At 41.4% G+C, this 18,397-nt stretch carries 17 protein-coding genes; 7 read left to right on the top strand and 10 right to left on the bottom strand.

All coding sequences use genetic code 11. The annotated features are described in order from the left end of the window. Positions 1–62: 62 nt before the first annotated feature. The 3 genes from groL to H5092_RS14285 form a co-directional block, all read right to left on the bottom strand. On the bottom strand, positions 63–1,712 hold the full coding sequence (gene groL / locus H5092_RS14275) for a chaperonin GroEL (protein ID WP_002958835.1): 1,650 nt from the start codon (positions 1,710–1,712) through the stop codon (positions 63–65). A gap of 48 nt (positions 1,713–1,760) precedes the next feature. After that, a complete protein-coding gene (locus H5092_RS14280) occupies positions 1,761–2,048 on the bottom strand; it encodes a co-chaperone GroES (RefSeq protein WP_002958836.1) in 288 nt (95 codons plus the stop codon). 110 nt (positions 2,049–2,158) lie between these two features. Next, the gene (locus H5092_RS14285; protein WP_002958838.1) at positions 2,159–2,635 is read right to left on the bottom strand and encodes an FxsA family protein; all 477 of its coding nucleotides are present in this window, start codon (positions 2,633–2,635) and stop codon (positions 2,159–2,161) included. A gap of 178 nt (positions 2,636–2,813) precedes the next feature. Here H5092_RS14285 and cutA point away from each other — a divergent pair, with 178 nt between their 5' ends. The 5 genes from cutA (at position 2,814) to accC (ending at position 7,514) form a co-directional block, all read left to right on the top strand. Then, a complete protein-coding gene (gene cutA, locus H5092_RS14290; protein WP_002958839.1) occupies positions 2,814–3,134 on the top strand; it encodes a divalent-cation tolerance protein CutA in 321 nt (106 codons plus the stop codon). Continuing rightward, the gene (locus tag H5092_RS14295) at positions 3,134–4,963 is read left to right on the top strand and encodes a protein-disulfide reductase DsbD (RefSeq protein WP_182733774.1); all 1,830 of its coding nucleotides are present in this window, start codon (positions 3,134–3,136) and stop codon (positions 4,961–4,963) included. The genes cutA and H5092_RS14295 overlap by 1 nt, the downstream gene beginning before the upstream one ends. A 228-nt stretch (positions 4,964–5,191) precedes the next feature. Further along, entirely contained in the window at positions 5,192–5,644 is a 453-nt protein-coding gene (aroQ, locus tag H5092_RS14300; protein WP_002958841.1) for a type II 3-dehydroquinate dehydratase, read from the top strand. Positions 5,645–5,682: 38 nt separating this feature from the next. Beyond that, positions 5,683–6,147 carry an acetyl-CoA carboxylase biotin carboxyl carrier protein gene (gene accB / locus H5092_RS14305; protein ID WP_002958842.1) on the top strand — a complete coding sequence of 155 codons (465 nt, stop codon included), beginning with the start codon at positions 5,683–5,685 and terminating at the stop codon, positions 6,145–6,147. A gap of 26 nt (positions 6,148–6,173) precedes the next feature. Next, positions 6,174–7,514 (top strand): acetyl-CoA carboxylase biotin carboxylase subunit, encoded by a 1,341-nt coding sequence (gene accC / locus H5092_RS14310; RefSeq protein ID WP_002958843.1) that lies wholly within the window; start codon positions 6,174–6,176, stop codon positions 7,512–7,514. 208 nt (positions 7,515–7,722) lie between these two features. Here the strand turns inward: accC and H5092_RS14315 are convergent, their stop codons facing one another. Next, on the bottom strand, positions 7,723–8,424 hold the full coding sequence (locus H5092_RS14315; RefSeq protein ID WP_024596672.1) for a FadR/GntR family transcriptional regulator: 702 nt from the start codon (positions 8,422–8,424) through the stop codon (positions 7,723–7,725). Between the two features lie 199 nt (positions 8,425–8,623). On the opposite strand from H5092_RS14315, the gene H5092_RS14320 reads away from it, so the two are divergent. Together H5092_RS14320 and H5092_RS14325 are read left to right on the top strand one after the other, a co-directional pair. Further along, positions 8,624–9,382, top strand: a complete 759-nt coding sequence (locus H5092_RS14320) for an SDR family NAD(P)-dependent oxidoreductase (RefSeq protein WP_182733775.1) — start codon at positions 8,624–8,626, stop codon at positions 9,380–9,382. A 3-nt stretch (positions 9,383–9,385) separates the two neighbouring features. Then, the gene (locus H5092_RS14325; RefSeq protein WP_182692713.1) at positions 9,386–10,336 is read left to right on the top strand and encodes a 2-dehydro-3-deoxygalactonokinase; all 951 of its coding nucleotides are present in this window, start codon (positions 9,386–9,388) and stop codon (positions 10,334–10,336) included. Between the two features lie 59 nt (positions 10,337–10,395). On the opposite strand, the gene glpD is transcribed toward H5092_RS14325, so the two are convergent. The 6 genes from glpD to H5092_RS14355 all read right to left on the bottom strand — a co-directional run bounded on the left by glpD (position 10,396) and on the right by H5092_RS14355 (position 18,397). Then, complete coding sequence (glpD, locus tag H5092_RS14330) at positions 10,396–11,901, bottom strand: glycerol-3-phosphate dehydrogenase (protein WP_182733776.1); 1,506 nt, start codon at positions 11,899–11,901, stop codon at positions 10,396–10,398. Between the two features lie 210 nt (positions 11,902–12,111). Continuing rightward, positions 12,112–13,611, bottom strand: a complete 1,500-nt coding sequence (gene glpK, locus H5092_RS14335; RefSeq protein WP_033013631.1) for a glycerol kinase GlpK — start codon at positions 13,609–13,611, stop codon at positions 12,112–12,114. Positions 13,612–13,818: 207 nt separating this feature from the next. Continuing rightward, positions 13,819–15,141, bottom strand: a complete 1,323-nt coding sequence (locus H5092_RS14340; protein ID WP_182733777.1) for a dienelactone hydrolase family protein — start codon at positions 15,139–15,141, stop codon at positions 13,819–13,821. 29 nt (positions 15,142–15,170) lie between these two features. Beyond that, complete coding sequence (locus H5092_RS14345; RefSeq protein WP_182733778.1) at positions 15,171–16,175, bottom strand: Gfo/Idh/MocA family protein; 1,005 nt, start codon at positions 16,173–16,175, stop codon at positions 15,171–15,173. 19 nt (positions 16,176–16,194) lie between these two features. Beyond that, positions 16,195–17,343, bottom strand: coding sequence for a galactokinase (gene galK, locus H5092_RS14350; RefSeq protein WP_182733779.1), 1,149 nt, complete (start codon positions 17,341–17,343; stop codon positions 16,195–16,197). Beyond that, the gene (locus tag H5092_RS14355; RefSeq protein WP_182733780.1) at positions 17,333–18,397 is read right to left on the bottom strand and encodes a UDP-glucose--hexose-1-phosphate uridylyltransferase; all 1,065 of its coding nucleotides are present in this window, start codon (positions 18,395–18,397) and stop codon (positions 17,333–17,335) included. The genes galK and H5092_RS14355 overlap by 11 nt, the downstream gene beginning before the upstream one ends.

Here is an 18,397-nt window from a genome sequence, read left to right on the forward strand (position 1 = left end):
AAGCAAAAAACCAGCCGAAGCTGGTTTTTTATATAAGCGAGGTGCTTAAACGGTGATGTTTATCACATCATTCCGCCCATACCACCCATTCCGCCCATGCCACCCATATCAGGTGCACCAGCAGATTCGTCTTTAGGGATTTCAGCTACCATTGCTTCAGTAGTGATCATTAGACCCGCAATAGACCCTGCAAACTGTAGCGCAGAGCGTGTTACTTTAGTTGGATCTAGGATACCCATTTCAATCATGTCGTTGTATTCGCCAGTTGCTGCGTTGTAACCGTAGTTACCATCGCCGCCTTTAACTGCGTTAATTACAACTGATGCTTCGTCGCCTGCGTTAGTTACGATTTGACGAAGTGGTGCTTCCATCGCACGAAGTGCAACTTTAATACCGTGGTTTTGATCTTCGTTGTCGCCAACTAAATCAACTAGCTTGCTAGCAGCACGTACAAGTGCAACACCGCCGCCAGGTACTACGCCTTCTTCAACCGCTGCACGAGTTGCATTTAATGCATCTTCAACGCGGTCTTTTTTCTCTTTCATTTCGATTTCAGTAGCAGCACCTACTTTGATTACTGCAACACCGCCAGCTAATTTAGCCATGCGCTCTTGTAGTTTCTCTTTATCGTAGTCAGATGTAGCTTCTTCAATTTGTGCTTTAATTTGAGAAACACGACCAGTGATACCCGCTTCTTCGCCAGCACCATCAATGATAGTTGTATCATCTTTAGTGATAATTACGCGTTTAGCTGTACCTAGGTCTTCAACTGTTGCTTTTTCAAGCTCTAAGCCGATTTCTTCAGAAATAACAGTACCGCCAGTTAATACAGCAATATCTTGTAGCATTGCTTTACGACGATCGCCAAAGCCAGGTGCTTTAACAGCTGATACTTTAACAATACCGCGCATGTTATTAACTACTAATGTAGCTAGTGCTTCGCCTTCAAGGTCTTCTGCAATGATTAGTAGTGGTTTACTTGCTTTAGCAACCGCTTCTAATGTTGGTAATAATTCACGGATGTTAGATATTTTTTTATCTACAAGTAGAATAAATGGGTTATCTAGTTCAACAGTGCCTTTTTCTGGGCTGTTGATAAAGTAAGGAGATAAGTAACCACGGTCAAACTGCATGCCTTCAACAACATCTAGTTCGTTTTCAAGTGATTGACCTTCTTCTACAGTAATAACACCACTGTTGCGGCCTACTTTTTCCATTGCTTGAGCAATGATATTACCAATCTCTTGATCAGAGTTAGCTGAAATAGTACCTACTTGTGCAATTGCTTTAGTATCAGAACAAGGAACAGATAACGCTTTAAGCTCTGCAACAGCAGCAATAACTGCTTTGTCGATGCCGCGCTTAAGATCCATTGGATTCATGCCTGCTGCAACAGCTTTAAGGCCTTCATTAACAATAGACTGTGCAAGTACTGTAGCGGTAGTTGTACCATCGCCGGCTGCATCATTTGCTTTAGATGCAACTTCTTTAACCATTTGTGCGCCCATGTTTTCAAACTTGTCTTCAAGTTCGATTTCTTTTGCTACAGATACACCATCTTTAGTGATAACTGGAGAGCCAAATGATTTGTCTAGTACAACGTTACGGCCTTTAGGACCTAATGTAACTTTTACTGCGTTTGCCAGGATGTTTACGCCAGTTAGCATTTTAGCGCGTGCGTCACCTGCAAAAAGTACTTCTTTTGCTGCCATGTTTTAAATTCCTCTAAATTCTTAAATGTTTATAAACGAAAAGTAGGTTTAGCCTACAATGCCTAAAATATTATCTTCACGCATGATCAGGTACTCTTGACCTTCGATCTTTTCAACTTTTTCAACATATGAGCCAAATAACACAGTGTCACCGGCTTTAACTTCTAACGCTCTCACGTCACCGTTATCTAAAACGCGACCATTACCTACGGCTACAACTTCTCCGCGAGTTGATTTTTCAGCTGCAGAGCCAGTTAATACAATACCGCCAGCAGATTTTGTTTCTTCTTCTAGACGTTTAACGATTACGCGATCTTGTAAAGGACGAATGTTCATGTTTTTTAGTTCTCCTAACAGTTTCTGAACAGTACAGAAAAAAGCTTTTCTAATTTGCATTCATTAATGGGGGTAGAGTGTAAAATTCCAAGAGAAAAAATGATAAATTTTTAATCTTTTCGCTCATATTCGCCATCAATAGTCGTTGGTCGTTCCATTTGCCCTTGCTCTCGTTCAGCATGTTGCTGCCCAGCAAACGGCGATGGCCCTTGTTGCCTACCTGCGCTCATTCTAACAGTTGCTTGGCTAGCAAGGCCTGCGGCCAGTTTGTTACGAATTGCAGGCGTTAATAATAGTAACCCAAACACGTCGGTCATAATGCCAGGAGTAAGTAATAATACCCCTGCAATTACAACGCATATTCCGGTAAATAATTCTTTGGCTGGCATTTGCCCTTGCGCCATTTGCGCTTGTACGTTTTGCAGCGCACCCATACCTTGTGTTTTAACCATTTTGGCACCTAAAATCGCGGTAATAACAACAAGTGCAATTGTTGCAAATCCGCCAATCACATCGCTTACTTGAATCAGCAAAGCGATTTCGATAATAGGGATGATGATAAACAACACAAATAAAAATCTAAACATAGCGCTCTCTAAATAATGACACTCAAAAGAGTTGATGAAATATAAATGAGGGTGACTAGGTCTCTTTTCAAGGTTAGGGCATAGGTATAGTCATTTTACTGATATTTAAGCGTCTACACATTGTATCGGCTATCAGATACTATGAAGCTAGACACTGTCCAATAAGAATAGGTTCACAATGACTACGCATTTTAAAATGATTTTTACGACTTGCAAAGACGAAGCAGAAGCACGCAGCCTAGCAAGGGCGTTGGTAGAAAAAAAGCTAGCAGCTTGTGTAAATATTTTACCTAACATGGGCTCTATTTATATGTGGGAGGGCGAAGTAGCAGAAGCAACTGAAGCCAAGCTACTTATAAAAACAAAAGCAGATAAAATGAACGATGTGTTTTTAACAATAAAAGAGCTACATAGCTACGAAGTGCCGGAGATTCAGGTTGTAGAAGTTTCAACCGGTAATTTGGCGTATTTTAATTGGATGGACGAGGTACTGAATTAATGCGTTTTTTCTTTTTATTGTTGGTTACATTATTAACTGTACCCGTAAAGGCTGCGACTAATAATGTGCTTGGTGATCTACTTGGGCCTCCGCAACAGACTTTTTTACCTGTAGACCAAGCGTTTGTTTTTGATTTTGACCAGCAAGGCAGTACCTTGTTTGTAGGTTGGGATATAGCGCCAGACTATTATTTATATAAAAAGAAAATAGAAATTATCGCCAAAGGTGCAAACATTCAAGTAGGCGATTCTGGCCGTGGCGAAATTATTGAAGATGAATTTTTTGGTAAAACAGAGGTTTTTTTTAATTCCGCGAGTGTTATTAGTAAGCTAAGTAATGTAACCGAAGGCGCTGTGGTTAAAGTTCGTTACCAAGGCTGTGCAAAAGCAGGGCTTTGCTATCCACCAGAAGTAATCAGCATCCCACTTAGTGTTATTAGTGGTGCACAGGTTAAAAATGTAGACCAAAATAACACTACAGATGAAGCAGCAACTGCGCAAAGCACATTTGCAGCACTCAACGAGCCAGCTACTGAACCTACAACAAATTCGGATGATACCGAAAAAGAACTTACTTTTACTGAACAGTTAGCAAGTCAGGGCTTAATAACTAATTTACTTATATTTTTTGTTGTTGGTGTAGGCCTTGCTTTTACGCCTTGCGTATTTCCAATGTTTCCTATTTTGTCGAGCTTAATTGCGGGTCAGCAAAACCTTTCAACTAAAAAAGCGTTTGCGTTGTCGTTTGTATATATACAAGGCATGGCAGTTACCTATGCAGCGCTTGGTTTAGTTGTTGCGGCGCTTGGTGGGCAAGTGCAGGGGTATTTACAGCATCCATTTGTATTAGTTAGCTTTAGTTTACTATTTGTATTATTGGCTATGTCGATGTTTGGTTGGTACGAAATAAAACTGCCAAGCAGTATGATGAGCAAGCTAACTCAGGTAAGTAACAATCAAAAAGGCGGCAACTACGTTGGCGTATTTTTAATGGGCGTACTGTCGGGGCTAATTGCATCACCATGTACTACAGCGCCACTGTCGGCGGCACTCTTATTTGTTGCGCAAAGTGGTGATTACTTAGTAGGTGGTTTAACACTATACGTGCTTAGTTTAGGTATGGGGTTACCACTTTTATTACTTGGTACATCTGGCGGTAAATTGCTGCCTAAAGCAGGTGGTTGGATGGAGCAAGTTAAAACCTTGTTTGGTTTTGTGATGCTCGTTGTGCCGCTTATATTACTTGAACGCCTAATCAGCGCCGACATTATATTATTAATGGCAGGTGTGCTTGCATTAGCAACGGCACTTTACCTACATCACTGGCAAAGTAGCCAAACACAAAGCAAGTTAAAAACTGCATTATGGTTTGCTGCAACGCTATTAGTTATGACAGGGTTTACGTTAACTAAAAACTACTTTTGGCCAGTACAAGCTGTGCAAGTAAGCACACAAAGTAATGAGTTTAAAAAGGTGGCGGATTTAGCTGAGCTAAAAGAGGCCGTAGCGCAAGCGAGTAATGAAGGTCGAATGGTTATGGTCGACTTATATGCTGACTGGTGTGTGGCGTGTAAAGAGTTTGAGCATTACACGTTTCCAGATGCCAAAGTGCAAAGTGAATTTAGCCATTATCAGCTAATTCAAGTTGATTTAACTAACAGTGACAATAAAACAATTGAGTTAATGGAAGAGTACACCGTGTTTGGTTTACCTAGTATTTTGTTTTTTAACACCCAAGGTAAAGAGCTAACTACACAACGTGTAACCGGCTTTTTAAACGCAGAAGATTTTGCTAAACACCTTGCTACAGTGCGCGCCAGCGCACAATAATAGTGCAATAGAGCCACTTGGATATACCAAGTGGCTTACGACTCCCTCCTAGTTATTCGTTCCCAAAATAGAGATTGGACCAGTATTTTGCTGCTATTTACATCGAAATCACTATAATAGTTGGTTAACGTGAGAATTTGTTGCTACATTACTTTTTTCTGCTTACTTAAAAGCGAAAAACTACTTAGCAACCGCTTAACTCATTACTTATAGGATATATCGCGTATTATGGCTGCAAAATTTAACCTTTTAGTTATAAATGGTCCAAATTTGAACATGCTTGGCAAACGTGAACCGGATAAATACGGTTTTCAAACGCTAAGTGAAATTATGAGCGAACTAACCAGTGCCGCTGATAGTCTAGATGTTGAGTTAGCACATTTTCAAAGTAATAGTGAGCAAGCCCTCATTGAGCGAATACACAGTGCTTGGCAAGCGGTTGATTACATAATAATTAACCCTGCTGCATTTACGCATACAAGCGTTGCATTACGTGATGCATTGCTAAGTGTTGATATTCCGTTTTTTGAAGTGCACTTAAGTAATGTGCACGCACGTGAAGCCTTTCGTCATCATTCGTATTTTTCTGATGTGGCACAAGGCGTGATATGTGGATTAGGTGCAATGGGTTACCACGCAGCATTAAATGCCGCTGTGAGCCGGTTGAAAAACTCGATTTAATTTTAAATTAACACACAAACAAACAGGCGGGTCGTGTAATGGATATTCGCAAGATAAAGAAGCTTATCGAATTAGTAGAAGAATCAGGTATTGCTGAGCTAGAAATCACTGAAGGTGAAGAATCAGTACGTATTAACCGTAACAACATGAGCGCAGGCCCTGGTTACCCGCAATTTGCTCCACAGCAATATGCACCGGCGCCAGCAGCCCCTGCTCCAGTTGCAGCAGCTCCTGTAGCAGTTGAAGCAGCAGCTCCAGCAGAACCTACTGGCCATCAAGTTAAATCACCAATGGTTGGATCTTTCTATGCAGCAGCGTCTCCTGAAGCTCCAGCGTATGTAGAAGTTGGTCAGCAAGTTAAAGTTGGCGATACGCTTTGTATTATCGAAGCTATGAAAATGATGAACCAAATTGAGTCAGATAAAGCCGGTACAGTAAGAGCTATCTTAGCTGAAAATGGCGAGCCAATAGAATTTGATCAACCTCTATTCATCATTGAATAATAGCGTAACCTAAAAGGCCAACTCTAATGTTAGATAAAGTAGTCATTGCAAACCGAGGTGAAATTGCACTTCGTATATTGCGCGCCTGCAAAGAGCTTGGGATCAAAACGGTTGCTGTGCATTCAACGGCGGATCGCGATCTTAAGCATGTATTGCTTGCAGATGAAACCATCTGTATTGGTAGACCATCAGCAACTGAAAGTTATTTAGATATCCCGCGCATTATTGCTGCGGCTGAAATAACTGACGCTGTAGCGATTCATCCAGGTTACGGTTTCCTTGCAGAAAACGCTGATTTTGCCGACCAAGTTGAGCAAAGTGGTTTTGTATTTATTGGTCCAAAAGGTGACACTATTCGCCTTATGGGTGATAAAGTTTCTGCTATTTCAGCAATGCGTAAAGCAGGCGTTCCATGTGTACCAGGGTCTGATGGTCCGGTATCAGATGATAAAGAACGTAACATGCAAATCGCTAAACGAATCGGTTACCCGGTAATCATCAAAGCCGCTGGTGGCGGTGGTGGTCGTGGTATGCGTGTTGTTCGTAGCGAATCTGAACTTATTGATTCAATTGCATTAACACAGCAAGAAGCTAAGCAGTTCTTTGGTAATAGCATGGTTTACATGGAGAAATTCCTTGAAAACCCACGCCATATCGAAGTTCAAGTATTAGCAGATGGCCAAGGTAATGCAGTACATTTAGGTGAACGTGATTGTTCTATGCAACGTCGTCACCAAAAAGTAGTTGAAGAAGCACCAGCGCCAGGTATTACTGCAGAAACACGTAAATTTATTGGTGAACGCTGTACACGTGCATGTATCGAAATCGGTTACCGCGGTGCAGGTACGTTTGAGTTTTTATACGAAAACGGCGAGTTTTACTTCATCGAAATGAATACACGTATTCAGGTTGAACACCCTGTAACTGAAATGGTTACTGGTATTGATTTAATCAAAGAGCAGTTAAAAATTGCTGCGGGTCAACCATTATCATTCACGCAAGACGACGTTGTTATTCGTGGTCATGCTATTGAGTGTCGTATTAATGCTGAAGACCCTGAAACGTTTATCCCTTCACCGGGTAAAATTACACGTTTCCATCCTGCTGGTGGCTTAGGTATTCGTTGGGACAGCCATATTTACGCTGACTATACGGTTCCACCACATTACGATTCAATGATTGGTAAGTTAATCACTTACGGTGAAAACCGTGACGTAGCTATTGCCCGCGCGCGCAATGCACTTAACGAGCTAGTAATTGACGGAATTAAAACTAATACTCCTTTGCATAAGAGAATTCTTGCAGATGAAAACTTCCAAAATGGTGGTACTAACATCCACTATCTTGAGAAGAAATTAGGATTGTAATTCTAGCCTGTAAAAAGGCGTTTTATCTTAGTTAATAACCCGAGTTATTAAGCTGATTTAAATAATTGAAAATCCGATATCAGGAGACTGATATCGGATTTTTTAATGCCTGTAATTTAAGTTTTATAGGCAATAAAAAAGTCCATAAAATATACTGCAAAGAGTAAATTCGATGGACTCAATATTTATATAATATGCTGAACTAACATTACACTAATTTAGATTCAATTAACTGTAGTGCTTCTTCTAAAATTGTTTCTACTGCTTTTTTAGCGCGCTCAGGATCGCGTGACTTTATAGTCTCTAAAATATCAGCGTGCTTAGCAACATCTGCGCCCGGTACACCTTTAATGTGGTTTGTATAACGAATACTTACTCTAAGAGCTGTACTAATAAACTCAGTTAACTGCACAAAAAAGCGATTGTTACTGGCCACTAATATGCTGGTATGAAAAGCAATGTCGGCTTCTAATGGGTCGTCTAAGCCTTCGTCTGCTTCAGCCATACGGGCTAAGGCACTATCTATATCAGCGAGTTGTTCAGCAGTTGCATTTAGTGCTGCAAGAGCGGCCGCTTGTGGTTCAAGGGCTACGCGTACTTGAGTAAACTCTTTTAATAACGACAGTGATGGCTTACTGCTTAAAATCCAACGTAGTACGTCGGTATCAAACATGTTCCAGCTACTTTCAGGTAATACACGAATACCTTGCTTAGGACGCGATGAAATTAACCCTTTAGCAGAGAGCATTTTTACCGCTTCGCGGGTAGCGCTGCGACTTACATCATACTTTATACATAAATCGGCTTCAGAAGGCAGGCCTTCGCTTACAGGGTAAACACCACGCACAATAGCAAAACCCAAATCGTGGGTTAATTGTTGTGTTAAATTTTGACGGGGTTGGCTTTTCATTGCGCAGGATTCCGAGTTGATATATTGCTTTATTATATATCATATATCATATTAATGTACTTAAGGATATGATATAAACTTTTAATTAGTTAAATATTTTAGCACAGCAATAACAACTTAGTTTGGCTCTTTATACTGTAAATGTAAGTTTATAAAGGGTTTAATTAAAATTGAAAATGCGCTGTATGGAGAGTTGAATTTGAACACCCTAGCTCAATATCATAGTCTTTCTGGTAAAGTTATTTTTATTACAGGCGGTGCATCAGGCATTGGTAGAGCAATGGTTAAATCTTTTGTAAATCAAAATGCAAAAGTAGCATTTATAGATATTGATGATAAGGCAGCGCAATCGCTTATTCGTGATTTACCCAATGCAAAACTATGGTATAGGCAAGTTGATGTAACTGACTCTCGTGCACTTCAGCAATCACTTGTGGATGCATGCGCCGCTTTTGGTGCCATTAATGTACTAGTTAATAATGTAGCGAACGATCGCCGTCAAGCAAGCGAAGACGTTACAGTGCAAGACTGGGATCAGTGCTTACAAATAAACTTAAACCCTGCATTTTTTGCCTCTCAAGTTGCTATGTCTTTTATGAAGGGCGATGGAGCGGGCAGTATCATTAACTTTAGTTCTATTAACGCTATTATGGGGCAACCTCAAATGGCAGGCTATGTAACCGCAAAAGCAGGCCTAATTGGTATGACTAAGGCACTGGCTCGCGATTACGGCGAGTTTGGTATTCGCGTTAACGCTATTTTACCAGGGTGGGTGGCTACCGACCGTCAACTAGCAAGCTGGTTTACCGAAGAAGAGCAAGTTAAGTGGATGGAAGCCATGGCGCTTAAAAAATTAGTAACTCCTGAAGATGTTGCTAATTTGGCACTCTTTTTAGCCGCCGATGAAAGCAGTATGATCACCGGGCAAAGTATTAAAATTGACGGTGGGAGGCTTTAAAGCTTGGCTACTTCATCTCTTTTTATTGCTGTTGACTGGGGCACGAGCCATTTACGCGCTTATTTGTGCGAAGTACGAGCGCAATCAACACTTAAATTATTAGCACAACGTGATGGCCCAGGTGTTGTTAAAGCAAATCAAAATTTTGAGCAAACCCTAATCGACACCATTGAGGTGTGGAAGCAAGAATATGGCAGCTTACCTATATATATTGCAGGACAAATCACCTCAAGCATCGGCTGGCACGAAACACCTTATTTAGAATGCCCAATTAATCCCGAAGGGTTACTTAATGCTGCTGTTAGCTTTGATTGCGATGGACATATTATTAAAGCGTTACCTGGCACAAAGTGTACGCTGCAAAATGGCTTGTTTGATGTAATGCGCGGTGAAGAGCTGCAAATTTTAGGGTTTTTAAAGCAAAACCCAGAATATCAACAAGGTAAAATATTACTCTGTTTGCCTGGCACACATACCAAATGGGTGCTTATAAACAATGGCGAAATCATTTGCTTTAAAACAGCCATGACCGGTGAGTTATATGATTTGTTATGTCATCAAAGTGTTTTAATTCCTAACGACTGTGCAGAAGGTGAGTTTGACTTTAAAGCATTTGAGCAAGGCTGTGAGCTAACTTTAGGTAGTGATAGCGGTAACTTGGCACATGGTATTTTTAGTGTGCGTACCCGCCAGCTTTCAAAGGAGTTAACGCCAGTACAAGCTAAAGCCTATTTGTCGGGTGTATTAATTGGCAGCGATGTACGAGCAGCTCGCCACGCTAGTGAATGGCAATTATTAAGTGATACACAAGTTGTGGTGATTGGCACAAAGCAGCTGAATAAGTGTTTTACTACGGCGCTTAACCAAATAGGTGTGAAGTGTGTTGAGTTTGATATTAAAACAGCGACGCTTAGTGGCTTTAATTATTTATTTAATTTAGAGTCAAAAAAATAAACCCCTTTATAACGGTTAAATTATAAAGGGGTTAACAGGAAGCTATTATAACTGAATAATTAAGCGTTTTTAGCTGCTTGGTTATGCTCAATATAATCATTAAGCGCAGCAACTTGCGCCTCATTAAAACGTAGTCCTAATTTACTGCGGCGCCATAAAATATTGTATGCGTTTTCTGCCCACTCTTCATTTAGCAAGTAATCTACTTCTGCTGCAAATAAACCATGGCCAAAATCTTGGCCTAAATCACTCAGCCCAGTTGCACTACCTAAAATATGTTTAGCACGAGTACCATAAGTGCGTACAAAGCGTTTAAGTGTTATTTCAGGTAGCCATTCGTATTTTGCTTTTAGCTCTGATTTAAGTGCTTCTACAGAGCTAAAATCACCACCAGGGAGCGGACTATGTTTGGTCCACGCATTGCTCATTTGCGGATAAAAATCTTCAAGCTTATTAACCGCAGCTTCGGCAAGTTTGCGATAAGTTGTAATTTTTCCGCCAAACACACTCAGTAGAGGTGTTTGCTTAGCATCACTCGAAAGCTCTAATTTATAATCGCGAGTAACGGCTTGTGCATTAACTGATTCGTCATCAAGTAATGGGCGTACACCAGAAAAGGTATGTACTATGTCTTCGCGTTTAATCGGTTGTTTAAAGTAGGTATTAGTAATATCAATTAAGTAATCAATTTCTTCATCACTAATTTTAACGTCTTGTGCTTCACCTTTGTGTTCTACATCGGTTGTGCCAATAAGTGAGAAGTCATCTTCAAACGGAATAACAAACACAATACGCTGATCTTTATTTTGTAAAATATAAGCTTGTTTTTCATCGTGAATGCGAGGCACTACAATGTGGCTACCTTTTACAAGGCGAATATTTTGTGGTGATTTTTCTGTTAGTGCTTCGTCAAATAATTTAGCTACCCAAGGACCCGCAGCATTAACAATGCCTTTGGCAGAAATGGTGTATTTAGCTTTGCTCTTTTGCTGCTCAAGGGTTACCTGCCATTTACCTTGCTCACGTTTAGCATGTACACACTTAGTTTGCGTGGTAATAACAGCACCTTTTTGCTGCGCTGCTAGGGCGTTTAAAACGACTAGGCGAGAGTCATCAACCCAGCCATCTGAGTATTCAAAACCTTTAGTAATAGAGGGTTCTAAAACGCTATTTTCACCAAATTTAATGCTTCGAGAACCCGCTAGTGTTTCGCGTTTTGCTAGGTTGTCATACATAAACAAGCCAATACGAATCATCCACGCAGGGCGCAGGTGTTTTTGATGCGGCAATCTAAAGGTTAGCGGCCACATAATATGAGGTGCGTTTTTAAGTAGCACTTCACGCTCTGCTAGCGCTTCTTTTACTAATCTAAATTCGTAATGCTCAAGGTAGCGCAGACCGCCGTGGATCAGCTTAGAACTGTTTGAAGATGTTGCACAGGCAAGGTCTGATTGTTCGCACAATAGAACTTTTAACCCTCTGCCAGCTGCATCAGCTGCTATTCCAGTGCCGTTTACACCGCCACCGATGACTAGTAAGTCATATTCGTTATCTGCTAATTCCACCGAGCTAACCTTTTTATTTGTAATATAAATAAGACATAATCATCATAAAGCTGCTGTTTTCATTTGACAATAGAAAACCCAGATTTTTATTCGTTAATTTTGACGCCAATCCATTTTCAATTTAGAGCAGTAAAGCATGCCTTTTAAATCTAGCATTTAGCTAAGTTAAAAAGCAAAGTGGCTAAAGTACTGGCCTTAGCCACTTAGTATTTACTGCGGGCAGTTTTTATTCGTTAAGCAGACTTGAGCTACGCAGTGCTGCCATTTTGCGTATAGATCGTTACGCTCGTCGGCACTCATGGTGGGCTCAAAGCGACGGTCGCATGTCCACATTTTAGATAACTGTTCAGTTGACTCGTACACACCTGCTTGCAAGCCTGCTAAATAAGCGACCCCTAAAGAGGTGGTTTCGGTCACTGTTGGTCGCTCAACTGTTGCACCTAAAATATTTGATAAAAAGGTCATAACCCAATTATTTTTTACCATACCGCCATCTACACGAAGCACACTTGGGCGAAGGCCATCACGCTCCATCGCTTTTTGTAAATCTTTGGTCTGGTAACCAACTGATTGCAAAGCAGCCGCAACAATAGTGCTAATACCAGAGTCGCGTGTTAGCCCTAAAATAGCGCCACGCGCATTAGGGTCCCAGTAAGGAGCGCCTAAACCAGTAAACGAAGGCACTAAAAAAACACCATGATCGAGCGGTACATCTTTAACCATCGACTCACTTTCGCCAGCATGGCTAAGTAGCTTTAAGCCTTCAACAATCCACTGCATAGTTGCGCCAGCCATAAATATACTGCCTTCAATGGCGTAAGTTGGCTTGCCGTTTAATCTGTAGGCAACAGTGGTCAATAAGCGGTTTTCTGAGGTCAGTGCTTTTTCGCCAGTGTTAAGCATTAAAAAACAGCCAGTACCGTAAGTACTTTTAGCCATGCCTTGTTCAAAACATGCATGTCCTACAAGCGCAGCTTGTTGATCGCCTGCAATACCACATACGCGAATTGGCGCGCCAAAAATATCAGCGCTGGTTGAACCAAACTCGTCAGCAGAATCCATTACTTCTGGCAGCATAGATTCTGGAATATCGAATAACTCTAAAAGCTCTTGATCCCACTGCTGGGTGTGAATATTAAATAACATGGTGCGCGATGCATTGGTTGCATCGGTGCGGTGCTCTTTACCGCCAGTTAGCTGCCAAAGTAGGTAAGTGTCAACCGTACCGAAGGCGAGCTCACCTGCAAGGGCTTGTTCGCGTGCGCCTTCAACGTTATCTAAAATCCAACGAACTTTAGTGGCCGAAAAATAAGGGTCGAGCAGTAAGCCTGTTTTATCGCTTATTGTTTGGCAAAGCTCATCAGTTGTTAGGCTTTCGCAATAGTCACTGGTGCGACGGTCTTGCCATACAATAGCGTTATAAATTGTTTTGCCTGTTTTTTTGTTCCATACCAAAGTGGTTTCGCGCTGATTGGTGATACCAATGGCAATAATTTCTTCAGGCTTTACATCGTTTTTAGTTAACACTTCGCGACTAGTGCTAAGCACTGTTTGCCAAATATCGTTAGGGTCGTGTTCTACCCAACCATTTTGTGGAAAATGCTGCGAAAATTCTTGTTGTGCTGTACCAAAAACGTCTGCATCTTTTGTAAACAAGATGGCCCGAGAGCTTGTGGTTCCTTGATCAATTGAGAGTATGTATTTGGACATGATATTTGTGTTATTTATCTTATCTTATATATGACTAGATTGCCTTTAACCGAAGTTAATGGCAATGGTTTTTTCTTAAAATAGCAGATTAAAAAATAAACACGCTAATATTTGCTGGTAACTCTTTTATATAAAAGGCGTTTTATTTTTGCATTATTTTAAGGGCGTATGCGGCTATTGATTAAAACAACCGCTTAAAGCTTATTATTACTTGGTGTGAGGTTTAGCTTGTTGCCAATTCATACCGGTAGAAAAGCGATTATCAAACCCGCGCCACTGTGGCAGCGGCTTACCATCAACAACAGCTTGGTCGCCGTTTTGTGGTAAATCTAAGTATTTACACTCGCTGGCTATGCCTTTTACGTGGCAATCCATCATGGCAAGTACAAAGTGTTTGTTGGTCTCGTTTAGTGTGCGCATAGACCACGAAGGCTCGTAGTAATGGCCTATATCTAGCTCACTGCTGCTTTGTGCAATAGCAGGGGCTGGGTGTGGTGCAATATTATGGCGTGCATTTTTGTAAGTAAGCATGTACTTATCTTTGCTGCCTGTTTGTTCATAAAGACTTTTAATGCCTTCATAGCCTGAAATGTCATCTAAGTTACCGGCTACATAAAGCGAAGGTACTTTAATATTTTTCATTGCTTTGGCATCAAATATAGCGTGCTGTCCGCCCCACGGTGCAAAGGCCACCATGGCTTTTATACGAGGGTCTACTTTTGGGTTCTGGTATTGTCCACCAGCGCAGCTGTTTAGTAATTGCTGTACTTGTTTAATTTGAGCTAGGTCTTTCATACCCGTAAACATAGCCGTAGTTTGCTCATTAAAAGCGTAACAACCACCTATCGTATTTACCGCGCCATAGCCACCCATTGAGTAACCAATTACACCTGCGCTTTTGTTATCTACCTGCTTGCTGGCAAAGTTGTTTTGCTCATTAAAGTAATTAATTACAAACTGCTGATCGCGTGAGCGATTTATAAGCGTGCTAAAAAAGCCAGAGAACGGCGCATTTTTAAAATCAACATCGGCATTGGTTGAGTCAGTATGGTCAATAGCTACCACAATGTAACCGTGCGACGCTAAATGCTCGCCGAGGTAGTACATAATTGTACGGTAACCGGTATAACCGTGCGAAAGCACTATCACAGGGTAGTGCTCTTTATTATTAATGGCGACATCACGCATTGCATCGGCTTGCAAAGTAAACTCTTTACCTGAGCGAGTTTCATCTGTGTAGCTGCTAAGTGGCGCTTTTGCTGTATTTGCAGCCGGATACCACACCTCTACTTTTAAAGGACGATCTTTTTGACCTTGTGTAGCGGGGTCAAATTGCGCAGGGTTAACTAAATCAAGTGTTTGCACACCTACATTGTAGCTACCTTTAGCTGCAAGCTCTGGCAGTACTTCGCTAGTGATTGGCGGGTATAGCTGCTCTGGTTTATTAGATTCAGCAACAGCTACACTGGCAGATAAACTGCACGTTGCAAGTAATATGGCTTTTGAAAGCGCCTTGAGTGTGTGTGTCATTGTGTGTCCTTGTTGTGTATTTTTATTTTTTAATTAGTCAGTTCAGCCGACTCGACGGCATTGCTGTATTGCAGCTGCCACTGTGCTCGCAAGGTATCCATTATGTTCATAACTCGTAAGCTAGTACTGAGGGGCAACACGCTGCTTTGAGTTTGTTTTTGTAATATACACTGCGTGACATGTGCAATTTCAAACTTAAAGTTTTCATCGTCACTAAAGTTGTATTCAAAGTACTGAGGGTCTTGGTCTTTTATGTGTAGCTCTAGCGTTTGTGCACCTACAAACTGAGGTATTCGAATATAGCCAAGCTCACCATTAATACATGCTTCTGTTGGGCCATTTTGCTGCAGTGCGCTGGCAAGAGATGCAAATTGCCCGTTACCGTAATCAACTATAGCAGTGCTTCGCTCATCAACGCCGGTTGTGCTTTTATGTACAAAGGAGTTGATGTGTTCAGGGGCTTTATTAAATACCACATCAGCAATCGAAATAGGATAAATACCTAAATCGAGCAGGGCGCCACCCGCTGTTACAGGGTTCATTAATCGGTGAGTGTCGGCAAAGCTGCCAGGTAAACTAAAGTTGGCATTAACACTGTGCACATTACCAATAATACCTTCACTTAGGAGCTGTTGTAATTTTACTATGGCTGGTAAAAACCGCATCCAAACGCCTTCCATTAAAAAGCAGTTTTGTTGCTTGGCAAGCTCAGTGAGACTTTGCAACTGCTTAGCATTAACGGTGATTGGTTTTTCGCTTAGCACGTGCTTATTGTGTTTTAAGCATTGGGCTATCGTTTTAAAGTGTTGATCGTGGGTATTGGCAATATAAATAGCATCTATATTTGGGCATTGCATAAGAGCTTGATAGCTTTCATAGCCTTGAATATTGTACGGTGTGGCAAATTCTTTAGTGCGCTGTATACTCGTTGATGCCGCGCCAATAAGCTGTGCATCACTGCAATGCGCAATGCTTGTAGCAAAGGTGTGAGCTATATTGCCACACCCAATAATTCCCCAATTAACCTTTGCCATGCTTATTCCTTAAGTTTATTTAAAAAGACGTAATTTGTAATCCTGAACCCGCTGAACATACATAAATATCAGCATTTAAATTAAAGCGTTCAAAGTAATGCATTTCTACCGCTGCTTTAATTAGTGGTACTTCCGCATCGCGACATAAACATACAATTGCGCCACCAAAACCACCCCCTGTCATACGTACTGCGCCACGCTCGCCCATCGCTTCTTTACAAATTTCTACTAAGCCATCGGTTGCAAGTACGGTTACTTCAAAGTCGTGTTTAAGTGATTGATGCGATGCTGCCATTAGCGTGCGAAGTGCATCCATATCGTTATTTTGTAGTGCAGTAGTTGCTGCAATTACACGGTCGTTTTCGCTAATTACGTGGTGTGCACGTTTATATTCGTTTTCGCTTAATGTCGCTTTTACTGCTTGCAGGCCAGCCATGGTGGCTTGGCGAAGTGTTTCTACACCCATTTTTACAGCAGCTTGTTCGCAGTCAATACGGCGCTGGTTGTATTCGCTATCAACTAACTTACGCGGGTAGTTTGAATTAACAATAACAATATTTAAATCATCAGGAACTTTAACTGATTTGGTTGCGAGGTTTTCACAGTCGATTAATAGTGCATGACCGTTCTCGCCTTTAGCTGAAATAAGCTGATCCATAATGCCGCATTGGCAATGCATAAAGTCGTTTTCGGCTTCTTGACCAAATAGCGCAATTTGCTCTGGCGGTAAACCAAGCTGTGCAATATGGTTAAACATACCGCCTACAGCAACTTCTAGTGCGGCCGATGACGACAAGCCACTACCTTGCGGTAAGTTACTGTCAATTAGTAGGTCGGCGCCACGCAGTGTGTAGCCCGCTCTTTTAAGAACATAAGTAACAGCACGAATGTAGTTACCCCATTGCGACTGGCCTTCAGTAATTTCTTCATCAACGCTAAAGCTGTCTTTTTCGCCAGGGTAATTTAAAGAATGCACAGTAATAATATTGTCGTCGCGCTCTTTAAACATTACTTGGGTACGAAACTCTAACGAACACGGTAAAACAAAACCGTCGTTGTAGTCGGTAAATTCGCCAATGAGGTTTACACGCCCCGGTGCTGCTGCAATACCTTGAGCAGGCGCGCCATACAGTGACAAAAATTGTTGTTGGAATTCGTTAAGCTTCATCTGTGTGTCCTGCTGTATCTTTATAGTGTGTTGTACTGGCTGCTTTTAAAATAGAAGCAGCGGTTTCTGCGCTTAAATCGCGTTGGCTTTCGCCTAGCATTTCGTAGCCTACCATGTGTTTTTTAACAGTAGCAGAGCGAAGTAGCGGCGGATAAAAATGGGCATGCAAACGCCAATGTTGCTCATCAGAGCCTCTGTTAGCCGGTGCATTGTGCCATCCCATTGAGTATGGGAAGCTGCAATTAAATACGTTGTCGTACTTAGTGGTTAATACTTTAAGTGCCTGAGCCAAAGAGTCGGTTTGCGCATCGTTTAGCTGGCTAAAGTTTTGAATGTTATCTTTAGTTACTAGCATTGTTTCAAACGGCCACGCTGCCCAAAATGGCACAACAACAAGCCAATGTTCGTTTTCAAATACAACACGTGTTTGATCTGCTTGCTCTTTTTGCGCGTAATCGGCAAGCATGGCTGTGCCATGCTTTTTATAATAGTTAAGCTGCTGGTTATCTTCGGCTTCTATTTCGGTTGATAAATGCGAGTGAGCCCAAACTTGGCCGTGAGGATGAGGTTGCGAACAACCCATGATCTCGCCTTTATTTTCAAAAACTTGTACACATTCGTACTGCTGTGCAAGCTCTGTGTAATTTTCTTTCCAGATTTTTACTACTTCGTGCAATGCATCGTGCTCAAGCTCTGGAAGTGTTTTATTATGCTCTGGAGAAAAACAAATTACGCGGCATTCGCCACTGGCTTCGTCTGCAATAAATAAATCGCTGTCTGACTCTAAGCTTTGTAATTGCTCGCTGGCATTAGGTGTTAATGCGCCAAAGTCATTTCTAAATACGTGTGTGTATTTATAATCAGGGTTACTGTCGCCATTTGCACGGGTATTACTTGGGCAAAGTGGGCAGTTTTCATCGTGTTTTGGTAATACGTTTTCGTTAACGGCTTCTGTTGCGCCTAACCATGGACGGTTATTACGATGTGGTGACACTAATACCCAACGACCCGTTAGCGGATTTTTACGTCTGTGAGTACTTTCTAATAAAGCCAT

Source organism: Pseudoalteromonas sp. SR41-7, assembly GCF_014163935.1.
GTDB classification, from domain to species: Bacteria; Pseudomonadota; Gammaproteobacteria; order Enterobacterales; family Alteromonadaceae; genus Pseudoalteromonas; species Pseudoalteromonas distincta.